Source organism: Desulfovibrio sp. ZJ200 (assembly GCF_011039095.1).
In the GTDB taxonomy this organism is placed as follows: Bacteria; Desulfobacterota; Desulfovibrionia; order Desulfovibrionales; family Desulfovibrionaceae; genus Desulfovibrio.
Map to the genome: position 1 here is coordinate 82,155 of NZ_JAAKEH010000005.1, position 21,461 is coordinate 103,615.

The following is a 21,461-nucleotide window of genomic DNA, read 5'->3' on the forward strand; positions in this document are numbered from 1 at the left end:
CCCGACGATAGGCTATGCTCAAACAATGCGCACAATCCTCAATGAAAACAGCCCCGGCCCCCGCCTTGCCGTCTGTAGCCGTAGTACTTTGCCGGAGTCGGCGTGAACATGGAACAAAACGTGAAAGCCTATGTGGGGCTCGGTTCCAACAGCCCGGACGCCGAGACCATGCTGAACAAGGCGCGCCGTCGCATTGCGGGGCTGCCCGGGTTGCGCCTCACTGCGGCTTCGCCTGTATACAGCACCGAACCCCAGGGCTTTGCCGATCAGCCCTGGTTTTTGAATCAGGTTGTGGAGATCGTGCCCGAGGCATCTTGGCGGCCCCAAAGCTTGCTCGCGTCCTTGCTCCGGCTGGAAACGGAGATGGGGCGCGTGCGCAGCCCTGACCCGGCCATGCGCTACGGCCCGCGCGTCATTGACGCGGATCTGCTGCTCTATGGCGGGGAACGCCATGCCGATCCGCGTTGCGTGCTGCCGCACCCGCGCCTTACCCAACGCGCCTTTGTTCTTGTGCCCTTGCTGGATATTGCCCCGCAGATCTGTATTGACGGCCTTCCCGCAGCAAGCTGGCTGGCGCGCTTGACCTATCGGCTGGAAGGCCGCAGAATTTTTCAGTGACGCCGCAAGCCCTTCATGCTACGTTGAGGGTTGGTCTGATGCCAGGCCAGTGAAACGGCAGCCGGCAAATGGAGCCTGGCGGGATCGTTGTCTTTGTTGACAGCCCGGGCCGCAACGGCCAAAGGAGCAAAACATGTGGAAATGGCTTATTTTACTCCTGGCGATTTACGTGCTCTACCGACTTTTTGCCAATGACATTCTTAAAAAAAAACAAGCTAATAAAGAAGAGAGTGCGGCGGATCTGGAGCGGAAAGTGGCAGCCGGAGAAATGGTGAAAGATCCCGAATGCGGCGCTTATGTCTCGGTGGACGGCAATATTTCCGTGCGTGACGGCGACAAAACCTACCGCTTTTGCAGCTATGACTGCCGCGATAAATTTTTACAACGCCTGGAAGAAGGCGGCCGGGAGTTGCCGCCGCGCGAGTAGAGCGTTTAGCTAATTTCATGAGCAAACGCTCTAATTGGCAGACGCGTCAAGCCTGCCCGTGATATTGTCGCGAATCCATTTGGCATCGATCCATTCCAGGGGCGTCACCTCAATGCCGCCCACAAGCATGCCGAAATGCAGATGATCGCCAAAGGCCAGTCCGGTACTGCCTGTGCGCGCGATGGTCTGCCTTTTTTTGACCACGTCGCCGGGTTTGACCAGTTGCTCGCTCAAATGGGAGTAGAGCGACATAAGCCCCAGGCCATGATCGATAACAATCAGATTGCCGTAAATGCCCAGGTCGCCTACGAAAACAACCCGGCCGCTGTTGGCGGCAGGGACTTCCGCATTGCGTACCGAAGCCAGGTCAAAGCCCAGATGGAAGGATTCGCCCACGAGCTTGCCCTGATAGTGAAAGAAGCGGTGATCCGCAAAGCCCGCCCGCGCGGCGGAGCGGGGCAAACGCTGGAACACGCCGTCCCAGAGCATGGCTGCGGCCGTATCCTGGCCTATTTCGCGCAAACGCTGCGCATTGCCCGCGCGCACCTGATTGTTAATGTATAAATAGCATTCCAGAGGATTTGCCGCATTGGGAGCAAGATCACGCAATTTGTTCTCTACAGTCTGGAGAAAGGCGTCACTCAGCTCCAGGCTGTCGCTTTTGAAGTTGCGTTCATAGGCCATGACCGTCAAACGGCTTTTGGTCAGGTTCCCGGCCAGATCCGTAGCAGTGATTTCCACCGCGTTTTTGAAGTCCTTGGCCGTCATGGTATAGGGAAAGGGGAAAAAGCAAAGGTAGCTGCCGTCTTTTTGCAGAAAACCGGGCACAAAGTAGCCGGCCACAAGCACGCCGGAAGTGCTGACGTCCTCGTCAATGGCATACCGGATGACGGCGGAGCCGCCCCGACGCACATAGGGCGGCAGGGTTTTGACGGAAATGCGCGGGGGCTGGGTATCCAGCCGCATGGGCAGCTGCACCGTGCGCGTATTGCCCTGGCCGAAACCTGCCAAAGAGCCGTCAGTGGCGCGCACTTCCAGATCAAACGCGCCTTCGCGCAGATTGGCGTCTTTAAGCGGAACCTCCACCACGCGCTCGGGCAGATATTCATCAAAATGCCGCTTGAAAATCACATTAACCACATTATTTTTCCGAATACCAACGGAAAGGGAGCGAATGCCGGAGGGATCGCTCATTCTGATCTGCAGGACGCTGGCAGGGGAGACTCTGCCGGTAGTGGGCGAAACCTGCACGGTCGGCCCGTCCATATCCTTGAAAAAGGTATATCCCCCCGCGACCAGGGCAGCGATGACCAGCAAACCTAACAAGCTGGAAAACATACTTTTTTTGCGCATTGAGGACTCCTTGTTCTCCGGCTCGAAAATGTTTGCATAAAGAGAAGCAATTTTCAAGGAAAAGTCTTGATATTTTCTTGACGAAAGCGGCAAGGCCGATTCCGGCGCATTGACTTGGCGATCAAAATCTGTTTTCTGTTCCACAGCATGCAGAACGGTAACGTATATACTCACGCCGCCCTGGCCCCGCAGACTTTTCAGGTGGACCCCAAAAGGCTGCGCCGCCGCATGGTGCGCGAGCAACTTGAGGCCAGGGGCATCAGCAACCCCGCGGTGCTCTCGGCCATGGCGGTCGTGCCCCGACACCTCTTCGTGCAGGAAGCTCTGCGGGCTCAGGCGTATGAAGACACCCCTTTGCCCATCGGCCACGGCCAGACCATCTCGCAACCGTATATAGTCGCCCTGATGACTGAACTGCTTGAAGCCAGACGGGGCATGCGCGTGCTGGAAATCGGCACCGGTTCGGGCTATCAGGCGGCCGTGCTGGCCACTATGGGCTGCACGGTCTTTACCGTGGAGCGATTGCGGGAACTCTATCAGAGCGCCCGGGCCCTCTTGCGGCAACTCGGCCTTCGGAGTATCCATATGCAACGGCACGACGGAACTCTGGGCATGCCTGACGCCGCGCCTTTCGAGCGGATTATCGTCACCGCGGGCGGGCCTGAGATTCCCCGTCCCCTTGTGGAGCAACTGGATGAGGGGGGCATTATGCTCATCCCCGTGGGGGCGCGCCCGCGCACGCAGCGACTGCTGCGCCTGCGCAAAGAGCGTGGGAACGTCCGCAGCGAGGATCTCGGTTCCGTCATTTTTGTTGACCTTGTGGGCGATCACGGCTGGTAAGCCGTGCGGCTGCAAGCTTTTTTCATACCAGCAAGGAGATCGTATGTCTTCCTGTTCCTCCTGTTCTTCCGCTGCCTCCTGCCAAAGCGCCCCGGGCAACGGCGGCGACGGCAACTGCAATGATCCCATGGCCCTGCAGGATCGGCTCATTGCCGCCACTCTGGGCAAGATTCGCCACAAGATTTTCGTCATGAGCGGCAAGGGCGGCGTGGGTAAAAGCTCGGTGACGGTCAATACCGCCGCGGCCCTGGCCCGGCGCGGGTTCAAGGTCGGCGTGCTGGACGTGGACATGCACGGCCCCAGCGTGCCCAACCTGCTGGGTCTTGCCGGCACGGTCGAACTGGACCAGGACGGTCGTCGAATGTTGCCTGCGGCGTACAATGAAAACTTGTCCGTCATTTCCATGGACTCGTTGCTGCAGGATAAGGATCAGGCCATACTCTGGCGCGGGCCCAAAAAAACCGCCGCCATCCGCCAGTTTATGGCGGATGTGAATTGGGGCGAACTTGATTTTCTGTTCATCGACTCGCCCCCTGGAACCGGCGACGAGCATATGACGGTGGTGAAAAGCATTCCCGACGCCCTCTGCGTGGTGGTCACCACGCCGCAGGAGATTTCTCTGGCAGATGTGCGCAAGGCGGTGAATTTCCTGCAATATGCCAACGCCAATGTCTTGGGGGTGGTAGAGAATATGAGCGGCCTGGTCTGTCCGCACTGCGGGCAGGAAATCGATCTCTTCAAAAAAGGCGGCGGCGAGGAACTGGCAAATCGCTATGGGCTCACGTTTCTGGGGGCCGTGCCTTTGGATCCGGCTACTGTCGTAGCTGCGGATCGCGGGGTGCCCGTGGTTTATCTCGAGGCTGACGGCCCTGCCAAAACGGCTTTTCTGGCTCTGGCGGATGCTATTGCCAAAGCCGCGGACAGCAGCCTGGAATCTCTCGCCGGCTCGCAGCGTTAGAGCGGTTTAGCCAGGGTCAGCCCTCATTACTCCACCTGCTGCAAAGCCGCCTTTTTCCGTCCGGCGGCGTTGCAAGGCCAACATTGACCTTGCGGTATGTTCAATACAGCTTCGCCCAATGTTTGCCTTGCGCCTTGCCGGGCGAAAAAACTCGGCTTTTCGCGGGCGGTGTTTTAATGAGGGCTGCCCCTGATTTCATTAGCAAAACGCTCTCATGCCGTCGCCGACCTGCTCCGGCACACGGCTCCCGTTCAAATGCTCCCCCGAGACGACGCTCAGGCCCGTCCAGGGGAGCATATTTCTTCTTTTCTCCGCAGTGCTTTTGTGCTAGAAAAACAGAAAAATGTTTTGAACGCCAGAGAGGAACAATGTTTAACCTTGCCAATAAAATCACATTGTTGCGTATTCTTATGGCGCCTCTGGTGGTACTTCTGCTTTATTTCCAGGGTCCGGTCTTCTGTGTGCTGGCGACCCTAGCTTTCATCTTCGCTTCCATCACCGATTGGGTTGACGGATATATTGCGCGACGTGGCAACATGGTCACCAGCATGGGCAAATTTTTGGATCCTCTGGCCGACAAGGTGCTGATCTGCTCGGTGCTGATCATGTTCGTCAAGCTGGCCTGGGCTCCGGCATGGGTGGTGATCGTGATTGTCTGCCGCGAACTGGTGGTCACGGGATTGCGGGCCATGGCCATTGACGAAGGCGTGGTGCTGGCGGCGGACTACTTCGGCAAGGCCAAAACCGTGCTCCAGATCTTTGCCATAGTGCCTTTGATGCTCCATTATCCCATATTTGGGGTCCGGCTTTGGCCCACAGGCGAGGTTCTTTTGTATGTGGCGATGATCCTGGCCCTGATTTCCGGCGTCAATTATTGCTATGATTTTTATCGTAATACCTGCGGTAAGCCCCAGCCTGAGAATCAAGCATGAGCACATTGCAACTGCGTCTTAAAAATTGCATTCAGACTATCCTCGAGCTCGAGCCCGATATGCGCGCCGGGATCTGGGGGCGGCATTTTGACGAGGAGCTTTCGACCCTCAAGGCTTGCTTGCAGCGCGTGGATGCCATGGACCTGGCGGAGGACGACGTGCAGCGGCTTGAAACCGCCACAGCCGGTTTTTTGTCGGAGCTCAGGCTTTCCCCGAAGAGCCGGCCGCAACAAAAGCACCCGCTGCAATGATTATCTTGCGGGTTTTCTTGCTGGTCACTGTGGGCCTGGTTAACGTGGTGCTTTTCAGTCGTATGATTTGGGGACCCACCGGGCTTGTGGAATACCGCGAGCTCAAAGGGCAGTATGCCGAGCTTCAAAAAGAGCTTACCGACATTGATACGGAAAATCTGGCCTTGAGCCAGGAAATTCGCCTGTTGCAGTCCGACAGGCAGTATGTTGAGAAAATGATTCGGCAACGCCTGCATTATGTACGGGACAATGAAGTGTTATACCTCTTTGGCGATTCGCGCGAGACCGGATCGGGAGCCGTAAAAGATGACGGAAAAAATTGAATGGTATAAAGAAGTTCTGGAGCTGGAACCCAATTCAAAGGTTTTTTTCCCCCTTGCCCGGATGTTGGCCGAAGAGCAACGGTACGACGAGGCAGTGGAGGTGTTGGAGCGCGGGCTGGAGCGGCATTCGGAGTTTCTGGAGGCCCGGCTTTTTTTTATTGAACTCCTGTTCAAAACCGGGCGGCGGCCTGCCTGCACAGCCCAGGTCAACAAGCTCAGCACAATGTTCGCCGCCTACGCGGGTTTCTGGCAGGCGTGGGCCGCTTGCCTTTCGGCTTCGGGAGAATCGCCGGATGCCGCCGCTGTCTTGCGCGTTCTGGCTGCCAATTTTTTGCGCGGCCCGGTCTCGCTGCATGAGCTTCTGGATCGGGGCGTTGCCTCCCTTCTGGAAGAAAACGCCGGGCAGGAAAGCGGTCGTCCTGTGCCCCAGCCGGTAAACGCTGCGGGCGAGGCGCAGATTGCGCCGGTACAGCCGCAACCCGCTGAAGATGCGCCTCAATCCGGGAGTACGGAAGCTGAATCTGTAAAAAGCGAGGGCTTTTTCGCTTTCCCCGAGAGCGAAGAAAACGAGATGTTGTTGCCGCTGGAAGGCGCGCCCGGCGCGTCGGCCGCCCTGCCGGATACGGACGTTGCAGTCTTTGCTGATGCTCCCGAGCCGGAGTACGGCGGCGAGACGGCTTTTGATCCCGCTGCGGCCATGGCCGACGACGAGCCTTTGCCGGAAGAAACCTCTGCCGCTGTGCGGCAGGAGGCCGAAGCCAATCCCGCGGCGCAGAATTTTGCTGTAAAGAAGCAGGCCGAAGCCGGGCCGGGAACAGAAAGCGCCGTCTTCCCCCGCGATGAATCCGAAGACGCCGAGGAACGCTTTTCCCTGCGCACCCGCTCCATGGCGGAAGTGCTGGCGGAGCAGGGCGACATCAGGGGCGCCTTGGACATTTATTATGAACTGGCTGCAGCCGCGGTCAGCCTTCAGGAGACTGCCGATCTGCAGCAGCGCATCGCTACCCTGAGCGCGCGGCTCGGCACGGCCCAGGAAGCGGATGAGGCGCCGCCCCCGGCCCAGCCGGAGTCTGCCAGCGGCAAAGACAAGCTGATCAGCATGCTTGAGGCGTTGGCGGAGCGCGTGGAAGCCAGGGCGCACAGCTAGAGCATTTTGCTTTTGAAATTATTCAATTTCAAAAGCGGCGCTGCCATCATTTCCCCGCAAGCGGGACAAGCCGCCTGAAAAGCGTTGTTTTCAGGCTCATTCGGCGCGGGCGTCCGCTCCCGCGGCCGCCAGAGCGGTTGCCGTTTTCAACAGCAAACCGCTCTAAAGCAGAGGAGAGTACGGTGTCAAAATCATTGTTGCGTTGTTTTCTTTTGCTGATAGCCGTTGCGGCATTGGCGGCCGGCTGCAGTTCCTATCAGCCCACCAAAAACGCCTGGAAAAGCACCAAAGGATTCTGGAACACCTACGTCAGCCCTCCGGCCACCGTGGACTATGAAGAAAAAGGGAATCTTTCCCCCCGCGCTCTGGCGCTGACGACTTCCATGCTGGGTATCGACGTGGAGTTGGGCCGCCTCGAACGCGTCATGCTGAATGCCGACAAGCCGCCCACGAAGGAGTGGCTCGCCGATTTCTTCACTGCCTTTCCCTGGATCAACGGTTTTGCGGGCGTCAAATATGACGGCACCATACTGGGGCAGGAGCCGGCGACTTCTCTGAAAGAACTGGATTTCATACCCCTTCTTTATGAAGATAAAAAACAAAACAGCCGCGCGTTGCGCGGCGATGTGCAAAACACGCCTCTGGGCCCGGAAGTCATGCTGGCGGCTCCGCTCTACGACGGCGTGGACTTCCTGGGCATTGTGGCGGCATACTTCGATATGCGGGCTCTGATGCAATATTCCGACAATCCGGAAAATCTGGTCATTCTTTCTCCTCACGCGCTGCTCTGGCCCGGCAAGTATGATTTCGCAGCAACGCCCCTGGCCGGCGTGAACTGGTCTGAGACCGTGGCCAAAAGCTCTTCCGGCACATGCACCAATGCCACAGGCACTTTTTATTACATGGTGCGTTACCTGGGCAATCTGCCCCTGGTTTTTGCCGTGGCCGAGTCAGGCGCCTTCCCTGAAGGCAACGGCGATGTGGCGCAGGGGCTGCCGTTCTTTCCCAAGGAACGGGAAAAACTGCCGCCGCCCCAGCCCGAGAGGAAGACCCGAGCCGATTTGTCCGAGGGACAGACCTTCGGAACGCCTGCCCGGAGCGGCGTATCTGACGGCAATGCCTTGGGCGCGCCCACCGGGACTGCGGGAGGAACTTCACCCAACGACATCCAGCCGGGCAGCCGTGACAGTGTGTTGCTCAAGGGCAAGGGCGCGGAAAAATCCCGCGTGGATGAACGTCCTCTGGCAGGCGAGAATGCGCCGGTGGAGCGCGTGCGGCGTCCCGCCAAGGCCGTTGCGCCCCAGCGTCCGCGCCGCGCTCCGAGCGTGGATCTTGTGCCGGATATCGATATGCCCTCCTTGCCCGGCGGTCGCCCCAGCCCCTTCGGGCCCGCGCGCGAGGCTCCGGGCATACAGCGGCCCAGTCCATTCGGACCGCGCACGGACGCAACGACCGCTCCGGCTGAGGCATCCAAGGGGGGGGAACCCAATCACGGCGATCAGCGCAATGAGCAGGCCCCGGCGGCTCAGCAAACCGAGACTCCGGCGCAGCATCAGGACGCGCTGCCTGCTGCGCAAACAAAACCGTCCGAGAACAAAACCACGGACAGCGCGCCCGCAGCAGAGCCGCCTGCTCAACTGCCGGGCGGTCGCCCGAGCCCCTTCGGACCGAGGAACTGAAGCATCGTGGAAATACTGGCCTGCGCCGCCCGTCAGGGTGGCGCAAGCCTTTACTGAGCCGGCTCCAAACTCGCATTCCTGCCTTAGCAAGGAGGTCATCATGGCTGACGTTACGGTTACCGAGCACCTTCTTCTCCATCAGAAGCAAACCCCCCAGGCCACAGGGCAGTTTACCGGCCTGCTTTACGATCTTATTCTTTCCGGAAAAACCATTTCCCGCCGCATCAACAAGGCCGGTCTGCTTGATATTTTGGGCGGCACGGGTGAAGTGAACGTGCAAGGCGAAAATGTGCAAAAGCTGGATGAAATCGCCAACCGGATCATGATCTACCGGATGGAACGCTGCGGAGCGTTGTGCGCCATGAGCTCTGAGGAGGAGGCTGAGCTGATCCGCGTCAGCCCGGAATTTCCCCGCGGCGACTATATCCTGATTTTTGATCCCTTGGACGGCTCATCCAATATTGACGTCAACATCAATGTGGGCACTATTTTTTCCATTTTGCGGCGACCGGAAGGCTGCACGGGCGAGGTGGCCCTGGAAGAAGTGCTCCAGCCCGGCCGCAATCAGGTGGCGGCAGGCTATATTTTATATGGCCCTTCCACCATGCTGGTGTTCAGCACCGGGCAGGGCGTGCACGGCTTTACATTAGACCCCGGCGTGGGGGAATTTTTGCTTTCCCATCCCAATATGCGCATTCCTGAGCAAGGCGGCATTTACTCCGTCAATGAAGGCTACAGGAACAACTGGGATGCGCCGACCCGCGAAGCGGTGGAGTGGTTTCACGGTTGTGAAACTCAGGACGGCAAATTTTATTCCTCCCGCTATGTGGGCGCCCTGGTTGCGGATTTTCATCGTACCCTGATTTACGGCGGCATTTACATGTATCCGCCCGACGTCAACAAGCCCAACGGCAAGTTGCGCTTGATGTGCGAGGCCTCACCGCTTGCTTTTCTGGCGGAACAGGCGGGAGGCAAGGCCAGCGACGGCCAGCGCCGGATTCTGGATCTCCGGCCCGAGCGCCTGCATGCCCGCACTCCTCTTTTTATCGGTTCCGTCAAAGACGTGGAAGCCGTGGAAAAAGTCTATGCCAGGCACAAGACTGCCTGAACCGGTTTGGCGTCGATTGTTGCGCCCTGGCATGGGGCTGCTTCGACCTGCCCGCTCAGGCCTCGCTCTCAACTCCGGAAGATGGCTCCATGCTTTGTCTGGGTATTGAAAGTTCGTGCGACGAAACCGCCTTGGCCCTGGTGGAGGACGGACGCCTGCTGGGTTCCGTGCTGGCGAGCCAGTCCGATGTGCATGCGCTTTTCGGGGGGGTAGTGCCTGAACTGGCCTCGCGCGAGCATTATCGCTATCTGGGGCCTCTTTTTGACGAGCTTATGCAGCGTTGCGGCACAGAACCGGACAGTATCGATCTCGTGGCTGTCGCGCGCGGTCCGGGTTTGCTGGGCAGCCTGCTGGTGGGCGTGGCCTTTGCAAAAACATTGGCTTTGGGCTTGGGCGCGTCCTTTCTTGGCGTCAATCATTTGCATGCGCATTTGCTGGCCGTTGGGCTGGAACGCGATCTGACCTTTCCGGCCCTGGGGCTGCTGGTTTCCGGCGGGCACACCCATCTTTACCGCCTGGAGTCGCCCTGGCGCTGCCTGCAGTTGGGCCGCACGCTGGATGATGCCGCGGGCGAGGCCTTTGATAAAGTGGGCAAACTTCTGGGATTGGCGTATCCCGGCGGTCAGTTGATGGACGCGTTGGCGAGGGCCGGTGTGGCCTCTCCCGGGCTTTTCCCTCGCCCTTACCTTGACAATGACAACCTGGATTTCAGTTTCAGCGGCCTGAAAACGGCAGCCGCCGCGTATATTGAGCGGAATTTCGGCTCCGCGCAGTGGCCGCGCCCTCTGCGGCGGATTGAAGACGCGCCGGAATCCTTGAGAAATTGTTGCGCCTCCTTCAATGCCGCAGTGGTGGAGACGCTTTGCGCAAAAGTGGAGCGTGCCTTGAAGCGCCATCCGGACTTGCGCAGGCTTCTGGTGGCCGGAGGCGTCGCTTCCAACAGCCTTTTGCGAAAGCGCATGACAGAGCTGATGCGGGAGAGGGGAGGTGACGCCCTTATGCCGAGCCGCGCTCTCTGTACCGATAATGCCGCCATGATCGCCTATGCCGGCTGGCTGCTCGGCAGTGCCGGTTATCGTCATGATTTGCGGATGGAGACTATCCCCCGCGGCAGACGCATCCCGGATGATATGTTTTGCGCGGCCTCCTGCGCCTCAAAGCTGCAAACCGACTGAAAGGCGCAGGGCAGATGCATCTAAAGATTAAGCGCAATAATTTTGCTGTGTTATCATAAACGCTGGTAAGAGCCGCTACGGCGGCGGAGCCGCACTTCGCTCCCACGAAGCCTGCGGCTTCGGGCGATGCTCTCGCATCGCCGCCAGGGCTGCCGCATAAGATGCGTCAGCCCTGCTGAAAGGCGCAGATTATCTTGACACTGAAGCGTTTGGAATCTACTCTCAGTACATACGGCAACGGTCGCTGCCTTGCCGGCTGCCGCCTGCACAATGAGCGTCCCGCCGTTGCAGGCGTATCGACGCCTGAAACGTGACGCCAAGAAAAGCAAGGAGATGTCCCAATGGCTGAACAGGTAACTGACGCTACCTTTGAAAATGTCGTGCTCAAATCCGAACTGCCGGTTCTTCTCGACTTCTGGGCTCCCTGGTGCGGCCCCTGCCGCGCGGTGGGTCCGATCATTGATGAGCTTTCCAAAGAATACGACGGCAAAGTTCGCATCGTGAAGATGAATGTTGATGAAAATCCCGCCACGCCTACCAAATTCGGCATTCGCGCCATTCCCACTTTGGTGTTGTTTAAAAACGGTGAAACTGTGGAACAAATCACCGGCGCCGTCACCAAGGCGGCCATGAAAGAATTGCTCGATTCAAAGGCCCTGGCATGAAGGTATTTGACGCCGTTGTCATTGGCAGCGGGCCTGCCGGCATTACGGCTGCCTTATATCTTGCGCGCTCCGGCTGCTCCGTGCTCCTGTTTGAGCAACTGAGCCCCGGAGGGCAGGTGCTTTCAACGGAATCCCTTGAGAATTACCCCGGCTACCCCAAAGGCATCAAGGGATATGAGCTGGCGGATCTCTTTGCCGCCCATCTGGACGGCCTTGACATTGAACGGCCCACCGGCGCCGTGGAATCCGTTTCCGGCACGGCGGGCCAGTTCAATGTGCGCGCCAGCGGCGAGGTATATGCCTGCAAAACCGTCCTGGTCTGTTCTGGCGCGCGTCATCGTCCCCTGGGCCTTGAAAATGAAGACAAGTTGCTCGGGCATGGCGTTTCGTACTGTGCTCTCTGCGACGGAAATTTTTTTCGGGATCAGGCCGTGGCTGTCGTCGGCGGGGGCAACGCGGCTCTGGAGGAATCTCTGTACCTCTCCAACATTGCGGGCAAAGTATATCTGATTCATCGACGCGAAGGATTCAGGGGCCTTAAAGTCTATCTTGACAGGCTGGAAGGCATGCCGGAGAAGGTCGAGATTCTGCGGAACACCATTATCACTCGCCTGAACGGCGATACCGAGCTGACCGGCCTCACTCTTCAGAATGTTCAAACCGGTGAAGAGAGACAGTTGCCCCTTGATGGCCTTTTTATCTATGTGGGCCTCACGCCTGCCACGGAATTTCTGCCCGAGGCGCTGGAGCGGGATGCCCAGGGCTTTCTTGTGACGGATACGGAAATGCGCACCAATATTCCCGGCATATTCGCAGCAGGCGATATCCGCTCAAAACTTTGCCGACAGGTTATTACCGCCGCTGGCGATGGGGCGACAGCGGCCCAAGCGGCCTTTATCTTTTTGGAGCAGCTTCATCCCTGAATGGATTTTTTTCAATGTGCCGCGTTTCTTCGTTTTTTGAAGAACAATCTGCACTGGGCTGCCGGATAAAATTTTCAGATTTTGACCGTGCGAGACGAAAGGCAAGACGCTTGGCGTGCTTTGCCCCATTCTTTTCAAAGGGTGTGCAGTATTTTTCAAGTTAGAGCGTTTTGAAAGCAGCTCAACGCTCTGGCAGGGCGAAGCCATGCCCGCCGCGCGCGTCAGCCGTTGGCGGCTGTGCCGCCTTACGGATGACGACAGCAGAGGAAAGTTACTTGCGCCGTTATGCGCCGGAGCGAGCGTTTCAAAAGCACTATGCTTCAGAATGGGCAGGGGCTGCCCATTGGCTGGAAGGGTACCTCCAGCGGAGTGCGTTTACCTGATACGTTTGGACATAATCGGCGGCCTGAGCGGCTTTTGCGCCTCTCAGCCGCACTGGCCTCTGCGGCATCCAGGCCACATCGCGTGTCGGCGCTCAAAAGACCGGCATCGGCGTGGGAAGAGCCGCGAGAGCCTTCGCGGTTTTGGCTCGCAGGATCGCTTCAGCGATTTTGCATTCAATCTGTTTTGCCTTTTTGGAACAGCTCCATGCATAAAAAACTGCTTCGCTCGCTCCTGCTTGTCATCAGCATGTTCGCGTTTTCCGGTTGCGGCATTATCGACATGATTTATCTGCCGCCTGCTGAAGATACCGCGCAAGAGATTTTTGAAGCCGGCAATGACGCCATGAGCGAGAAGAATTATGTGCGCGCCGTGGAGTTGTATAATAAGTTGCGTGATGCCTATCCTTTTAGCCCCTATACCATTGATGCCGAGCTTTCCCTTGGCGACGCCTACTTTTTGGATGAAGAGTATGAGCTGGCCGCTGAAAGCTATAAAGATTTCGAGTCGCTGCATCCTCGTCACGAAGCTATTCCCTATGTGCTTTATCAGACGGGCATGTCTCTCTTGAAACAATTCCGCTCCATTGACAGGGCCACGACGGGCTTGCAGGAAGCCTATGATTATTTCAACCGCCTGCGCCAGACCTATCCGGATTCTCCGTATGCCAAGAGCGCGGAAGAACATATGCTCACCTGCCGCAAACTGATGGCTGAGCATGAGCTGTACATAGCTGACGTGTTCTGGCACATGAAAAAATACGGCCCGGCCTGGCGACGCTATGAGTTTATCGTGGAAAACTTTAAAGATGTGCCTGAAGTTGCGGATCACGCCAAAGAAAAAGGCCTTGCCTCGTATCATTACTATCGTGAAGAGCAAGGGGCCCAAGTGCGTGAAAAGCGGCAGGGGACCTGGCGGCAGTGGTTTACCTGGCTGTAATTCCGATATATGAGCGCAGAGACTGTCTCCAGGACCTGCTGACACTACGCTTTTGCTTTGGCCGCAGGCGAGCTCGGCGAGCCGTACGGAGAAAAACAGCAGTTGGCTTGCACTGAGCTTTGTCCAAAGGAATCGTTGCGGGTATCCGTATGCCACTGCCGCAGCGAAGGCTGGAGCGTTTTGCTGCTTTCATGAGCAAAACGCTCTAAACGCGCGATTGTGCTTCAGCCGCTGAGATTTTTCTAGAGCGGTTTGCTGTTGCAAACGGCAACCGCTCTGGCGGCCGCGGGAGCGGACGCCCGCGCCGGCGGTAGCCGTTAGCAAGCTTTGCTTGCTTACGGATAGCGACAGCGGTTGCGTTGGCTGGCTGTCGCAGTAACCAGTTGCTGTCTTCATCCGTAGCTTCCTTCGTCGCAACGGCTGAAGCAATGAGCCTGAAAACCACGCTTTTCAGGCGCTTGTCCCGCTTGCGGGAAAATGATGGCAGCGCCGCTTTTGAAATTGAATAATTTCAAAAGCAAAATGCTCTATGTTCCGATGTTTGCAGTCTCTGTCGATGCTGTCGCTTACCACGTTCGCAAACCGCGACAAGAGCTTCACAGCGGCTGTGGCAAAATCTGACCTTTGTGCTTGCTCACAGCCTGCAACGAACCGCATATTGATTGCTTCCGAGCAGGGCTGTGCCCTGTGGTTGACGGTGGAATAGCGCGTGATCCCGCACAGAATTTCAACGTAGAACTTTTCAGGGATGCAGGACGCACCCTCCGGATGCAGCCGGCGCCAAAAATGCTTATCAGCGCCGCTGAAAACCGGGATATACAAAGTTGAAATAAGTGCTGGGCTCCTTCCGGGGCTTTTTTACTTGGACTCGCGGGAGAAAGCCCATGACGGTTCCTGACGCTACAACCGAAAAGCACAGGGCGGCACTTGCTTCGCTGGTCGCCGCTTTTGCCTTGACCGCGCTCAAGCTGGCAGTCGGCTTGCACACCAACAGTCTGGGCATTCTCTCCGAAGCCTTGCACAGCGGCCTTGATCTGCTTGCCGCAGGCATGACCCTGATGGCAGTGCGGATTTCAGCGCTGCCGCCGGACAGCCGTCATCCCTACGGCCACGGCAAGATCGAAAATCTTTCCGCGCTGGGCGAGACTCTCCTGTTGTTTTTGACCTGTATCTGGGTGGTTTACGAAGGCGTGCGACGCCTGATGGAGGGGGCCAGTCCGGTGACGCCATCCCTGTGGGGCGTTGGCGTCATGGCAATCTCCGTGGCCGTTGACGTCAACCGCGTGCGCATTTTGCGACGTGTTGCCCGGCAGTATAAAAGTCAGGCCCTGGAAGCTGATGCCCTGCACTTTTCCACGGATATTCTTTCTTCCGTGGTGGTTCTGGTGGGCGTGCTGGCCGTTTGGCTGGCGTCAACCCTGCAATTGCCCGAGCCCCTGTACAGAGTGCTGACCCAGGCCGATACGGTGGCGGCCTTGCTGGTGGCTCTGATTATTTTCCGGGCCAGCCTGAGCATGGCCTGCGCAGCCGTTAACGCGCTCATGGATTCGGGCTCTGCGAAAGAGCAAAAAGACGTGGTCGCCGCCGTCAAACAGGTTCCGGGCATAACCGCGGTGCGCCGCGTGCGTTTGCGCAGCAGCGGACCGCAAAGCTTTGTAGAACTGACCGTGGGAGTGGCCCCGGGCATCCGCGTCAGTGACGGGCACAGACTGGCCCATGAGGCGGAACAGGCCGTGGCAGCGGTTTTGCCGGGATCGGACGTGAGCGTGCATGTGGAACCGTTGAGCAACGGCTCACAGCGGAGCGACAATCCTTTTGTCCTGGTGCAGCTCATCGCCTCGGAACACGGTTTGGCGACGCATAATGTGCATGTGCTGCGCGGCGGCGAATTCGATCATATTGAGCTGCATGTGGAACTGCCCGGCGTATTGCCCTTTGCCAAAGGGTATGCGCGCGTACAGGCTTTTGAGCAGGATTTGCGCCGCGCTCTGCCGGGCGTTGAGGTCGTGAGCCACATGGAGCCGGAAGGCGCAGCCAGCGTGCTGTGCGCCGGGGCCGCTGTTTCCGTGCCTTTCTATGAGCTGGCCTGGAAGCAGGTTCAATCCATTGTGGCCAGCGAGCCCCTGGCTGACAATCCGCATAAATTTTCCATATATGAATTGCCGGAGCAGGGCATCTGCATTTCTTTTCATTGCAATATCGACGGCAAGTTGAGCGTCCAGGAGGCGCATACTGTCTGCCTCAGGCTGGAAAAGCAGCTCCGCGCCGCAGTGCCGTTTCTGGCACGAATTATCGTGCACATGGAGCCGCGGCAAGCTGCGGCGGGCAAGGAAGAGGCAGCCCGCTGAAGGTTACTCTTCCGGCTTTTTTTCGCTTGCCGGAGTGCTTTGCCGCGCTTCAGGCGCCGCTTCCGCAGCAGCGGCCAATGCCCGCCAGAGTTGCTCCATGCCCAAGCGGCTTTCGGCCGAAGTCACCACGGGCCTTACGCCCAGCAGATTCTGCCATTGCTTTTGCCGCAAGGCGCGTTCCTGCTGCTTGCATTTATCAGCCTTGGTCAGAACGGGCAGCAGGGGCAGGCGGCACTGGCGGGCAAACGAGGCCAGCTCCAGATCTATTTTCTGCGGCGGCAGACGGCAGTCCAACAAAAGAACAAGAGCCCTGAGCTTCTTGCAGTCCGCCAGATAGTGTTCCAACAGGCGCGCCCATTTCTGCCGCTCCGCATGGCTTGCGCGGGCATAGCCGTAGCCCGGAAGATCCACAAGATAGAAGTCATGGGGCTCCACCTTGTAAAAGTTGACGGATCGCGTCTTGCCGGGCGTTGAGCTGACTTTGGCCAGTTTTTTTCGTCCGGCGAGCGCGTTGATCAGTGATGACTTGCCCACATTGGAGCGCCCTGCAAGGGCAAGCTGCGGCTCTGGCCGGGAAATCAGCTGATCCAATGTATAGGCCGTGGTTTCCAGCGTGAGACTGACGGTGATCATAAAACCTCATGTTTTACTTTATTATTATATCTTGACAACAAGGCGCTTTTCATCGAATATTTTTAATTCGGGATTCTGCTCTCACACAACCTAACTTTCGGCGCAGAGTAGCCGCTCCAGCCTTGTTTGGCAAATGAAGGGCGAGCTTTTCGGCCACTACCGGGCATGCGGCTTCATGCAGGAGGAAAGCATGTATTCGACCACAGATTTTCGCAAGGGCCTTAAGATAGAAGTGGAAGGCACGCCTTACGAAATAGTGGATTTTCAGCATTTCAAGCCCGGCAAAGGCGGCGCCATGGTTCGCACCAAGCTGCGCAATATTCTGACGGGGCGTATGCAGGACATAACATTTCGTTCCGGCGACAAGGTGGGGAAGCCGGATCTGGAAACGCGCGACATGCAGTTTCTTTATCGGCAGGATGACGAGCTTATTTTCATGGACATGACAACCTACGAGCAGTTGCAGATGGCCGTCGCTTCCACCGGCGGCAAAGAGGGCTTTCTCAAAGACGGGCAGGAGTGCCGCGTGCTGCTTTACAAAAGCTCTCCTTTGGATATTGATATCCCGCTGACCCTGGTGCTGGAAGTCACGGAAACCGAACCGGGCGTCAAGGGCGATACGGTGAGCAATGTCACCAAACCGGCCAAGCTTGAAACCGGCCTCATGGTCCAGGTGCCCATCTTTGTCAATACCGGCGACAGAATCAAAGTGGACACGCGCACCAGGGAGTATCTGGGCAGGGAATGAGAGCAGGCGTTTGCAGCGTGGCAGTTCCTGTGACTTGCTGCCGCGATATGTTCCCGACTTCCCCCGGCATTCCTTTGCTGACCGGATCAAATGCGCGAGCCAGTGCGCAGGAAATGGGCGCCGCTCTTCCTGGTACTGTGTCCGAACAGGCCCGGGGCTTGAGCAGGGAAGGGGGCAGTACGGTTTCAGTTCGTGCTGTGCGCCGCGCTTCTTTCTTTCCCTTCCCAGGGGCGGCTTTGGGGATTTGTTTCTTGTCGGATGCCGCTGCTCAACCCTCTGCTCAATCCGCAATGCAGGGAGTGCAACGGTCGGCTTTGCTGCCTTTGTCCTTGCTTGTCGGCAAAAAACAGAGGACAGGGAAAACAGAGCCCGGCGTTTTTATCCACTTTCGAACGGAGCAGGCAGCAAAGCCCTTGCTCTGTCCGGGAGGTTAGTCTTACGGACGCCCACAAATTCGGCCGGGAGCTGTTCGGCCTTTTTCTTCTCTTCTGGGCTTTGCTTTTGCTGCTCAGCCTGCTCAGCTTTGACGCCAATGATCCAAGCTTTAATCATGTAGTCAGCGGACATGCGGATGTGCAGAACAAGGCAGGCCTGTTCGGCGCTTACGCGGCAGGTTTTCTCAATGATGTTTTCGGAGTGGCCGCCTTGCTCTGGCCGCTGGTTTTCGGAGCGCTGGGCGCCGCCTATGTCTCCCCGGCCTACGCAATGCACTGGTGGCGTTGGTGCGGTTTTTTTCTCCTGACTGTCTGTCTGCTTGTCATAGGCGCAGCCTGGGATATTTCTCTGGGCGATCTCTGGGGCGGCGGCATGGTAGGCAACGCCCTGCATAACAACGCCAGCCTTTATTTAAGCCCCGGCGGCTCTGCCTTGCTGTGGGTGTTTGTCCTGCTGGTCGGTCTGCAACTGGCCTGCAATATCTCCTGGTTCAGCCTGGCCGGGCGCTTTGGTCATTGGCTGAGCGCCAGGCTCAATGCCGAAAACGCGGCTGTGAGCGATCAGGAGGGGCGCAAAAAATGGCGCCTGCCCCCATTACGTTTGCCGCAATGGAGCTTTCTGACCCGCCTGGCCCAATGGCGGGATGCGCTCGGCGGCATCCGCCCCGCCGTTGATGCCCTGCCCGAAGTCTATGATAATGAAAAAAAAGCTGCGCCGCGAGCTCCAAAGGCAAAGCAAGCACAGTCGGGCGAAGACAATGACGAGCCTTTTGCCCAGACCGAGGATCTGGGCGACATGGCGGCGCATTCCGGGGATGAGGCTGCTCCGGAACCGATTGAAAACAAAGAGCAGGCTTTAGCCACGCCCAGGCAGGAAATGCCGGTGGACGGCGGTGTTGAAAAGGATCATCAGCGTGATGCGAAAAAACCGGTATGGGAGAAACTGATTTCCGCTGCCATGGGCAAAAAGGCTCCTGTGCCGTTGCCGGGCCTGGAACTGCTTGCGCCGCCCGCCAAAACGCCGCACGGTCAAGGCCGTGAAGATCGCGAAGGCAAAGGCAGGACCCTGATGGCCTGCCTCAAGGATTTTGACATTCAGGGCGAGCTGGTGCGGATCACGCCGGGGCCGGTGGTGACCATGTATGAGGTGCGCCCGGCCCCGGGCATCCGGGTAAGCCGCATCGCCAACCTGAGCGACGATCTTGCCCTGGCCCTGAAGGCCATGGCCGTGCGCATTCAAGCGCCCATTCCCGGCTCGGACACAGTGGGGATTGAAATACCCAATGACAATCGGGAAATTGTCAACTTCAGGGAACTGGCCGCCTGTGAGGCTTTTCGCAAGGGCTGCGGCCCGTTGACCATGATTCTGGGCAAGGATATTGCAGGCAAGCCCTTTATGGCCGATCTCACCCGCATGCCGCATTTGCTGGTGGCCGGAGCCACGGGCGCGGGCAAGAGCGTCTGCCTGAACGGTATTCTGATCAGCCTGCTCTATCGGACGCAGCCGGAGGATATGCAGCTTTTGCTGGTTGATCCCAAGCGCATAGAAATGGCGGTCTATGCCGATGAGCCGCATCTGGTGCATCCTGTGGTCACGGAAATGAATGAGGCCAAAAATGCGCTGGATTGGGCGGTGCACGAAATGGACCGCCGCTATGAAGCCATGGCGCGTCTTGGCGTGCGCAATGTGGCAGGCTTCAATCAGAAGCTGGCGGCCTTTAAAAATGATCTGCCGCCCGACTTTGCGGATCTGGAACCCTTGCCGTATCTTGTCATTGTCATTGACGAACTGGCGGATCTGATGATGACCGCGGCCCGCGAAGTGGAAACCAGCATCGTGCGCCTGGCCCAGTTGGCGCGCGCCGCCGGCATTCACTTGATTCTGGCCACGCAGCGCCCCAGCGTGGATGTGGTCACTGGCCTGATCAAGGCCAATTTCCCCTGCCGCATTTCTTTTCAGGTCACATCCAAACATGATTCGCGCACTATTTTGGATCAGGTCGGCGCCGAGCACCTGCTGGGCAGGGGAGATATGCTGTTCAAGCCCAGCGGCGGTCGTTTGCAGCGTTTGCACGGTCCGTTTTTGAGCGACGAGGAAGTGCAGGGCGTGGTGACGTACTGGAAGCGGCACTTGCGCCCCTCGTACAAAGTGGATTTTGCCGAGTGGGGCGTGGAAAGCAGCGGCGCGGGCCAGAGCAGCGGGGCCGGCGACGCTGCTCAGGATCCCCTGTATGCCGAAGTGCAGGCTTTTGTCAGCGAGCAGGGCCGGGCTTCCATTTCTCTGGTACAGCGCCGCTTCAAAATCGGTTTCAACCGCGCCGCCCGCCTTGTGGAACAACTGGAACAAGACGGTATCATCGGACCGGCCGACGGCAGCAAGCCGCGGCCCGTTGTCCGGTAAGTTGCCGCGTTATTCTGGAGGTAGCATGCGCAATTTTTGCAGAATCAGCACTGCCGGAACACTTTTTTGCGCCTTGCTCTGCGCGTCGGTCCCGGCCCTGGCGTCGGATCTGACCGGCCTCATTCAGCAACGGTATGAAAAATTGCAATCTTTTTCCGCCTCGTTTGAGCAAACCCTGACCCACAAGGAAAGCGGCTCCGTGGAAAAACGGCAAGGCACGCTCCTGTTTCAAAAGCCATTGCTGATCCGTTGGCAGACGGCCAAACCGCATGCCGAAACCCTGGTGGTGACGGCCAGGGAAATCTGGGATTACCTGCCGGATGAAGAGGTGGCGTACCGGTACCCGCCCAGCCTGGCGCAGGATTCGCGCAGCATCATCCAGGTCATTACCGGGCAGGCGGTTTTGACCCAGGACTTTGAGGTCAAGGATGAGGGCCTGGAAAACGGACTTGCCAAATTGCGTCTTTATCCCAAGGAACCCGCGCCGCAAATGGTGGAAGCGCTGATCTGGGTGGAGCCGGGGAGCGGGTATATCCGCCGGGCCAGTATTGTGGATTTTTACGGCAACATCAATGACGTGCGTTTCACCGAGTTTAAACCGGATACGCGATCCAAAGCCTCTGATTTCAGCTTTACGCCGCCCAAAGGCGTGGAAGTGGAGGATCGCATTGAGCAGGCAGTGCCGGAAAAAGAATTGTTCAAGTAAAGAATGAAGTTTTTTTCGGGCGTTTTGCTCATGAAAGTAGCTCAACGCTCTGGCAGAGCGAAGCCATGCCCGCCGCGCGCGTCAGCCGTTGGCGGCTGTGTCGCCTTACAGATGACAACAGTAGAGAGAGACGCAGGCGAAATTTACTTGCGCTGTGAAGCGCCGGAGCGAGCGTTTCAAAAGCAGTATGCTCTAGAGCAATTTGACTTTTATTTTATTTAAAAATCGTTTAGATTGCAGAGATGAAATTTGCATCTGAAGAAATCCGAACCAAGGCTGTTCATGCGTATCTTGATGGAAAAGCAACAGCCAGGCAATTGGCAGATATTTTAGGTTATACCCCGGCTAGCATCTGCAATTGGGTCAGAGCTTACCGTGAAAACCAACGATTATCAGCCAAACCCAATGGCCATCGCCCAAGTTGTTTCTCATGCGAGGAGATTCGGGAATTGCAAGCCCTTCTTGATAAAAA

At 57.8% G+C, this 21,461-nt stretch carries 23 protein-coding genes; 19 read left to right on the forward strand and 4 right to left on the reverse strand.

All coding sequences use genetic code 11. The features are described from left to right. The first annotated feature begins 108 nt into the window (after window positions 1-108). Complete coding sequence (gene folK / locus G7Y52_RS02835) at window positions 109-618, forward strand: 2-amino-4-hydroxy-6-hydroxymethyldihydropteridine diphosphokinase (protein WP_165065796.1); 510 nt, start codon at window positions 109-111, stop codon at window positions 616-618. A 133-nt stretch (window positions 619-751) separates the two neighbouring features. Beyond that, the gene (locus G7Y52_RS02840; protein WP_165065736.1) at window positions 752-1,045 is read left to right on the forward strand and encodes a transcriptional regulator; all 294 of its coding nucleotides are present in this window, start codon (window positions 752-754) and stop codon (window positions 1,043-1,045) included. Between the two features lie 30 nt (window positions 1,046-1,075). On the opposite strand, the gene G7Y52_RS02845 is transcribed toward G7Y52_RS02840, so the two are convergent. Continuing rightward, window positions 1,076-2,398 (reverse strand): M23 family metallopeptidase, encoded by a 1,323-nt coding sequence (locus tag G7Y52_RS02845; protein WP_165065738.1) that lies wholly within the window; start codon window positions 2,396-2,398, stop codon window positions 1,076-1,078. A 228-nt stretch (window positions 2,399-2,626) separates the two neighbouring features. Here G7Y52_RS02845 and G7Y52_RS02850 point away from each other — a divergent pair, with 228 nt between their 5' ends. From G7Y52_RS02850 to G7Y52_RS02905, 12 genes are all read left to right on the forward strand, one after another. Beyond that, window positions 2,627-3,238, forward strand: a complete 612-nt coding sequence (locus G7Y52_RS02850) for a protein-L-isoaspartate(D-aspartate) O-methyltransferase (protein WP_165065799.1) — start codon at window positions 2,627-2,629, stop codon at window positions 3,236-3,238. A 43-nt stretch (window positions 3,239-3,281) separates the two neighbouring features. Continuing rightward, window positions 3,282-4,196, forward strand: coding sequence for an Mrp/NBP35 family ATP-binding protein (locus G7Y52_RS02855; protein ID WP_165065740.1), 915 nt, complete (start codon window positions 3,282-3,284; stop codon window positions 4,194-4,196). Between the two features lie 368 nt (window positions 4,197-4,564). Beyond that, window positions 4,565-5,128, forward strand: a complete 564-nt coding sequence (gene pgsA / locus G7Y52_RS02860) for a CDP-diacylglycerol--glycerol-3-phosphate 3-phosphatidyltransferase (RefSeq protein WP_165065743.1) — start codon at window positions 4,565-4,567, stop codon at window positions 5,126-5,128. Beyond that, window positions 5,125-5,379 carry a hypothetical protein gene (locus G7Y52_RS02865; protein ID WP_165065746.1) on the forward strand — a complete coding sequence of 85 codons (255 nt, stop codon included), beginning with the start codon at window positions 5,125-5,127 and terminating at the stop codon, window positions 5,377-5,379. The genes pgsA and G7Y52_RS02865 overlap by 4 nt, the downstream gene beginning before the upstream one ends. Beyond that, a complete protein-coding gene (locus G7Y52_RS02870; protein WP_165065748.1) occupies window positions 5,376-5,702 on the forward strand; it encodes a septum formation initiator family protein in 327 nt (108 codons plus the stop codon). The genes G7Y52_RS02865 and G7Y52_RS02870 overlap by 4 nt, the downstream gene beginning before the upstream one ends. Continuing rightward, window positions 5,686-6,849 carry a hypothetical protein gene (locus G7Y52_RS02875; protein WP_165065751.1) on the forward strand — a complete coding sequence of 388 codons (1,164 nt, stop codon included), beginning with the start codon at window positions 5,686-5,688 and terminating at the stop codon, window positions 6,847-6,849. The genes G7Y52_RS02870 and G7Y52_RS02875 overlap by 17 nt, the downstream gene beginning before the upstream one ends. 182 nt (window positions 6,850-7,031) lie before the next feature. Beyond that, window positions 7,032-8,528 (forward strand): hypothetical protein, encoded by a 1,497-nt coding sequence (locus G7Y52_RS02880; protein WP_165065754.1) that lies wholly within the window; start codon window positions 7,032-7,034, stop codon window positions 8,526-8,528. A gap of 100 nt (window positions 8,529-8,628) precedes the next feature. Beyond that, window positions 8,629-9,636: a class 1 fructose-bisphosphatase gene (gene fbp / locus G7Y52_RS02885; RefSeq protein WP_165065757.1), complete on the forward strand. Its 1,008-nt coding sequence runs from the start codon at window positions 8,629-8,631 to the stop codon at window positions 9,634-9,636. Window positions 9,637-9,725: 89 nt separating this feature from the next. Then, window positions 9,726-10,811: a tRNA (adenosine(37)-N6)-threonylcarbamoyltransferase complex transferase subunit TsaD gene (tsaD, locus tag G7Y52_RS02890; protein WP_165065760.1), complete on the forward strand. Its 1,086-nt coding sequence runs from the start codon at window positions 9,726-9,728 to the stop codon at window positions 10,809-10,811. Window positions 10,812-11,152: 341 nt separating this feature from the next. Beyond that, window positions 11,153-11,476 carry a thioredoxin gene (gene trxA, locus G7Y52_RS02895; protein WP_165065763.1) on the forward strand — a complete coding sequence of 108 codons (324 nt, stop codon included), beginning with the start codon at window positions 11,153-11,155 and terminating at the stop codon, window positions 11,474-11,476. Next, the gene (gene trxB, locus G7Y52_RS02900) at window positions 11,473-12,399 is read left to right on the forward strand and encodes a thioredoxin-disulfide reductase (protein ID WP_165065766.1); all 927 of its coding nucleotides are present in this window, start codon (window positions 11,473-11,475) and stop codon (window positions 12,397-12,399) included. Before trxA ends, trxB begins: the two co-directional genes overlap by 4 nt. Window positions 12,400-12,987: 588 nt before the next feature. Beyond that, window positions 12,988-13,719, forward strand: coding sequence for an outer membrane protein assembly factor BamD (locus G7Y52_RS02905; RefSeq protein ID WP_165065769.1), 732 nt, complete (start codon window positions 12,988-12,990; stop codon window positions 13,717-13,719). Window positions 13,720-14,169: 450 nt separating this feature from the next. Here G7Y52_RS02905 and G7Y52_RS02910 read toward each other — a convergent pair whose 3' ends face one another. Beyond that, the gene (locus G7Y52_RS02910; protein WP_165065771.1) at window positions 14,170-14,541 is read right to left on the reverse strand and encodes a hypothetical protein; all 372 of its coding nucleotides are present in this window, start codon (window positions 14,539-14,541) and stop codon (window positions 14,170-14,172) included. A gap of 62 nt (window positions 14,542-14,603) precedes the next feature. On the opposite strand from G7Y52_RS02910, the gene G7Y52_RS02915 reads away from it, so the two are divergent. Continuing rightward, entirely contained in the window at window positions 14,604-16,067 is a 1,464-nt protein-coding gene (locus G7Y52_RS02915) for a cation diffusion facilitator family transporter (protein WP_165065774.1), read from the forward strand. A 3-nt stretch (window positions 16,068-16,070) separates the two neighbouring features. Here the strand turns inward: G7Y52_RS02915 and yihA are convergent, their stop codons facing one another. After that, window positions 16,071-16,697 (reverse strand): ribosome biogenesis GTP-binding protein YihA/YsxC, encoded by a 627-nt coding sequence (gene yihA / locus G7Y52_RS02920; protein ID WP_165065803.1) that lies wholly within the window; start codon window positions 16,695-16,697, stop codon window positions 16,071-16,073. A 193-nt stretch (window positions 16,698-16,890) separates the two neighbouring features. Between yihA and efp the strand changes: the two genes are divergently transcribed. Further along, on the forward strand, window positions 16,891-17,448 hold the full coding sequence (gene efp, locus G7Y52_RS02925) for an elongation factor P (RefSeq protein ID WP_165065779.1): 558 nt from the start codon (window positions 16,891-16,893) through the stop codon (window positions 17,446-17,448). 378 nt (window positions 17,449-17,826) lie between these two features. Here the strand turns inward: efp and G7Y52_RS15195 are convergent, their stop codons facing one another. Next, window positions 17,827-18,015, reverse strand: a complete 189-nt coding sequence (locus G7Y52_RS15195) for a hypothetical protein (protein WP_241159570.1) — start codon at window positions 18,013-18,015, stop codon at window positions 17,827-17,829. Here G7Y52_RS15195 and G7Y52_RS02930 point away from each other — a divergent pair. The 3 genes from G7Y52_RS02930 to G7Y52_RS02940 all read left to right on the forward strand — a co-directional run. Continuing rightward, window positions 17,950-20,283, forward strand: coding sequence for a DNA translocase FtsK (locus tag G7Y52_RS02930; protein WP_241159569.1), 2,334 nt, complete (start codon window positions 17,950-17,952; stop codon window positions 20,281-20,283). The genes G7Y52_RS15195 and G7Y52_RS02930 overlap by 66 nt on opposite strands. Before the next feature lie 25 nt (window positions 20,284-20,308). Then, a complete protein-coding gene (gene lolA / locus G7Y52_RS02935; RefSeq protein ID WP_165065782.1) occupies window positions 20,309-20,989 on the forward strand; it encodes an outer membrane lipoprotein chaperone LolA in 681 nt (226 codons plus the stop codon). A 242-nt stretch (window positions 20,990-21,231) separates the two neighbouring features. Continuing rightward, a partial coding sequence (locus tag G7Y52_RS02940) for a helix-turn-helix domain-containing protein (RefSeq protein ID WP_165065509.1) occupies window positions 21,232-21,461 on the forward strand: 230 nt, incomplete at its 3' end.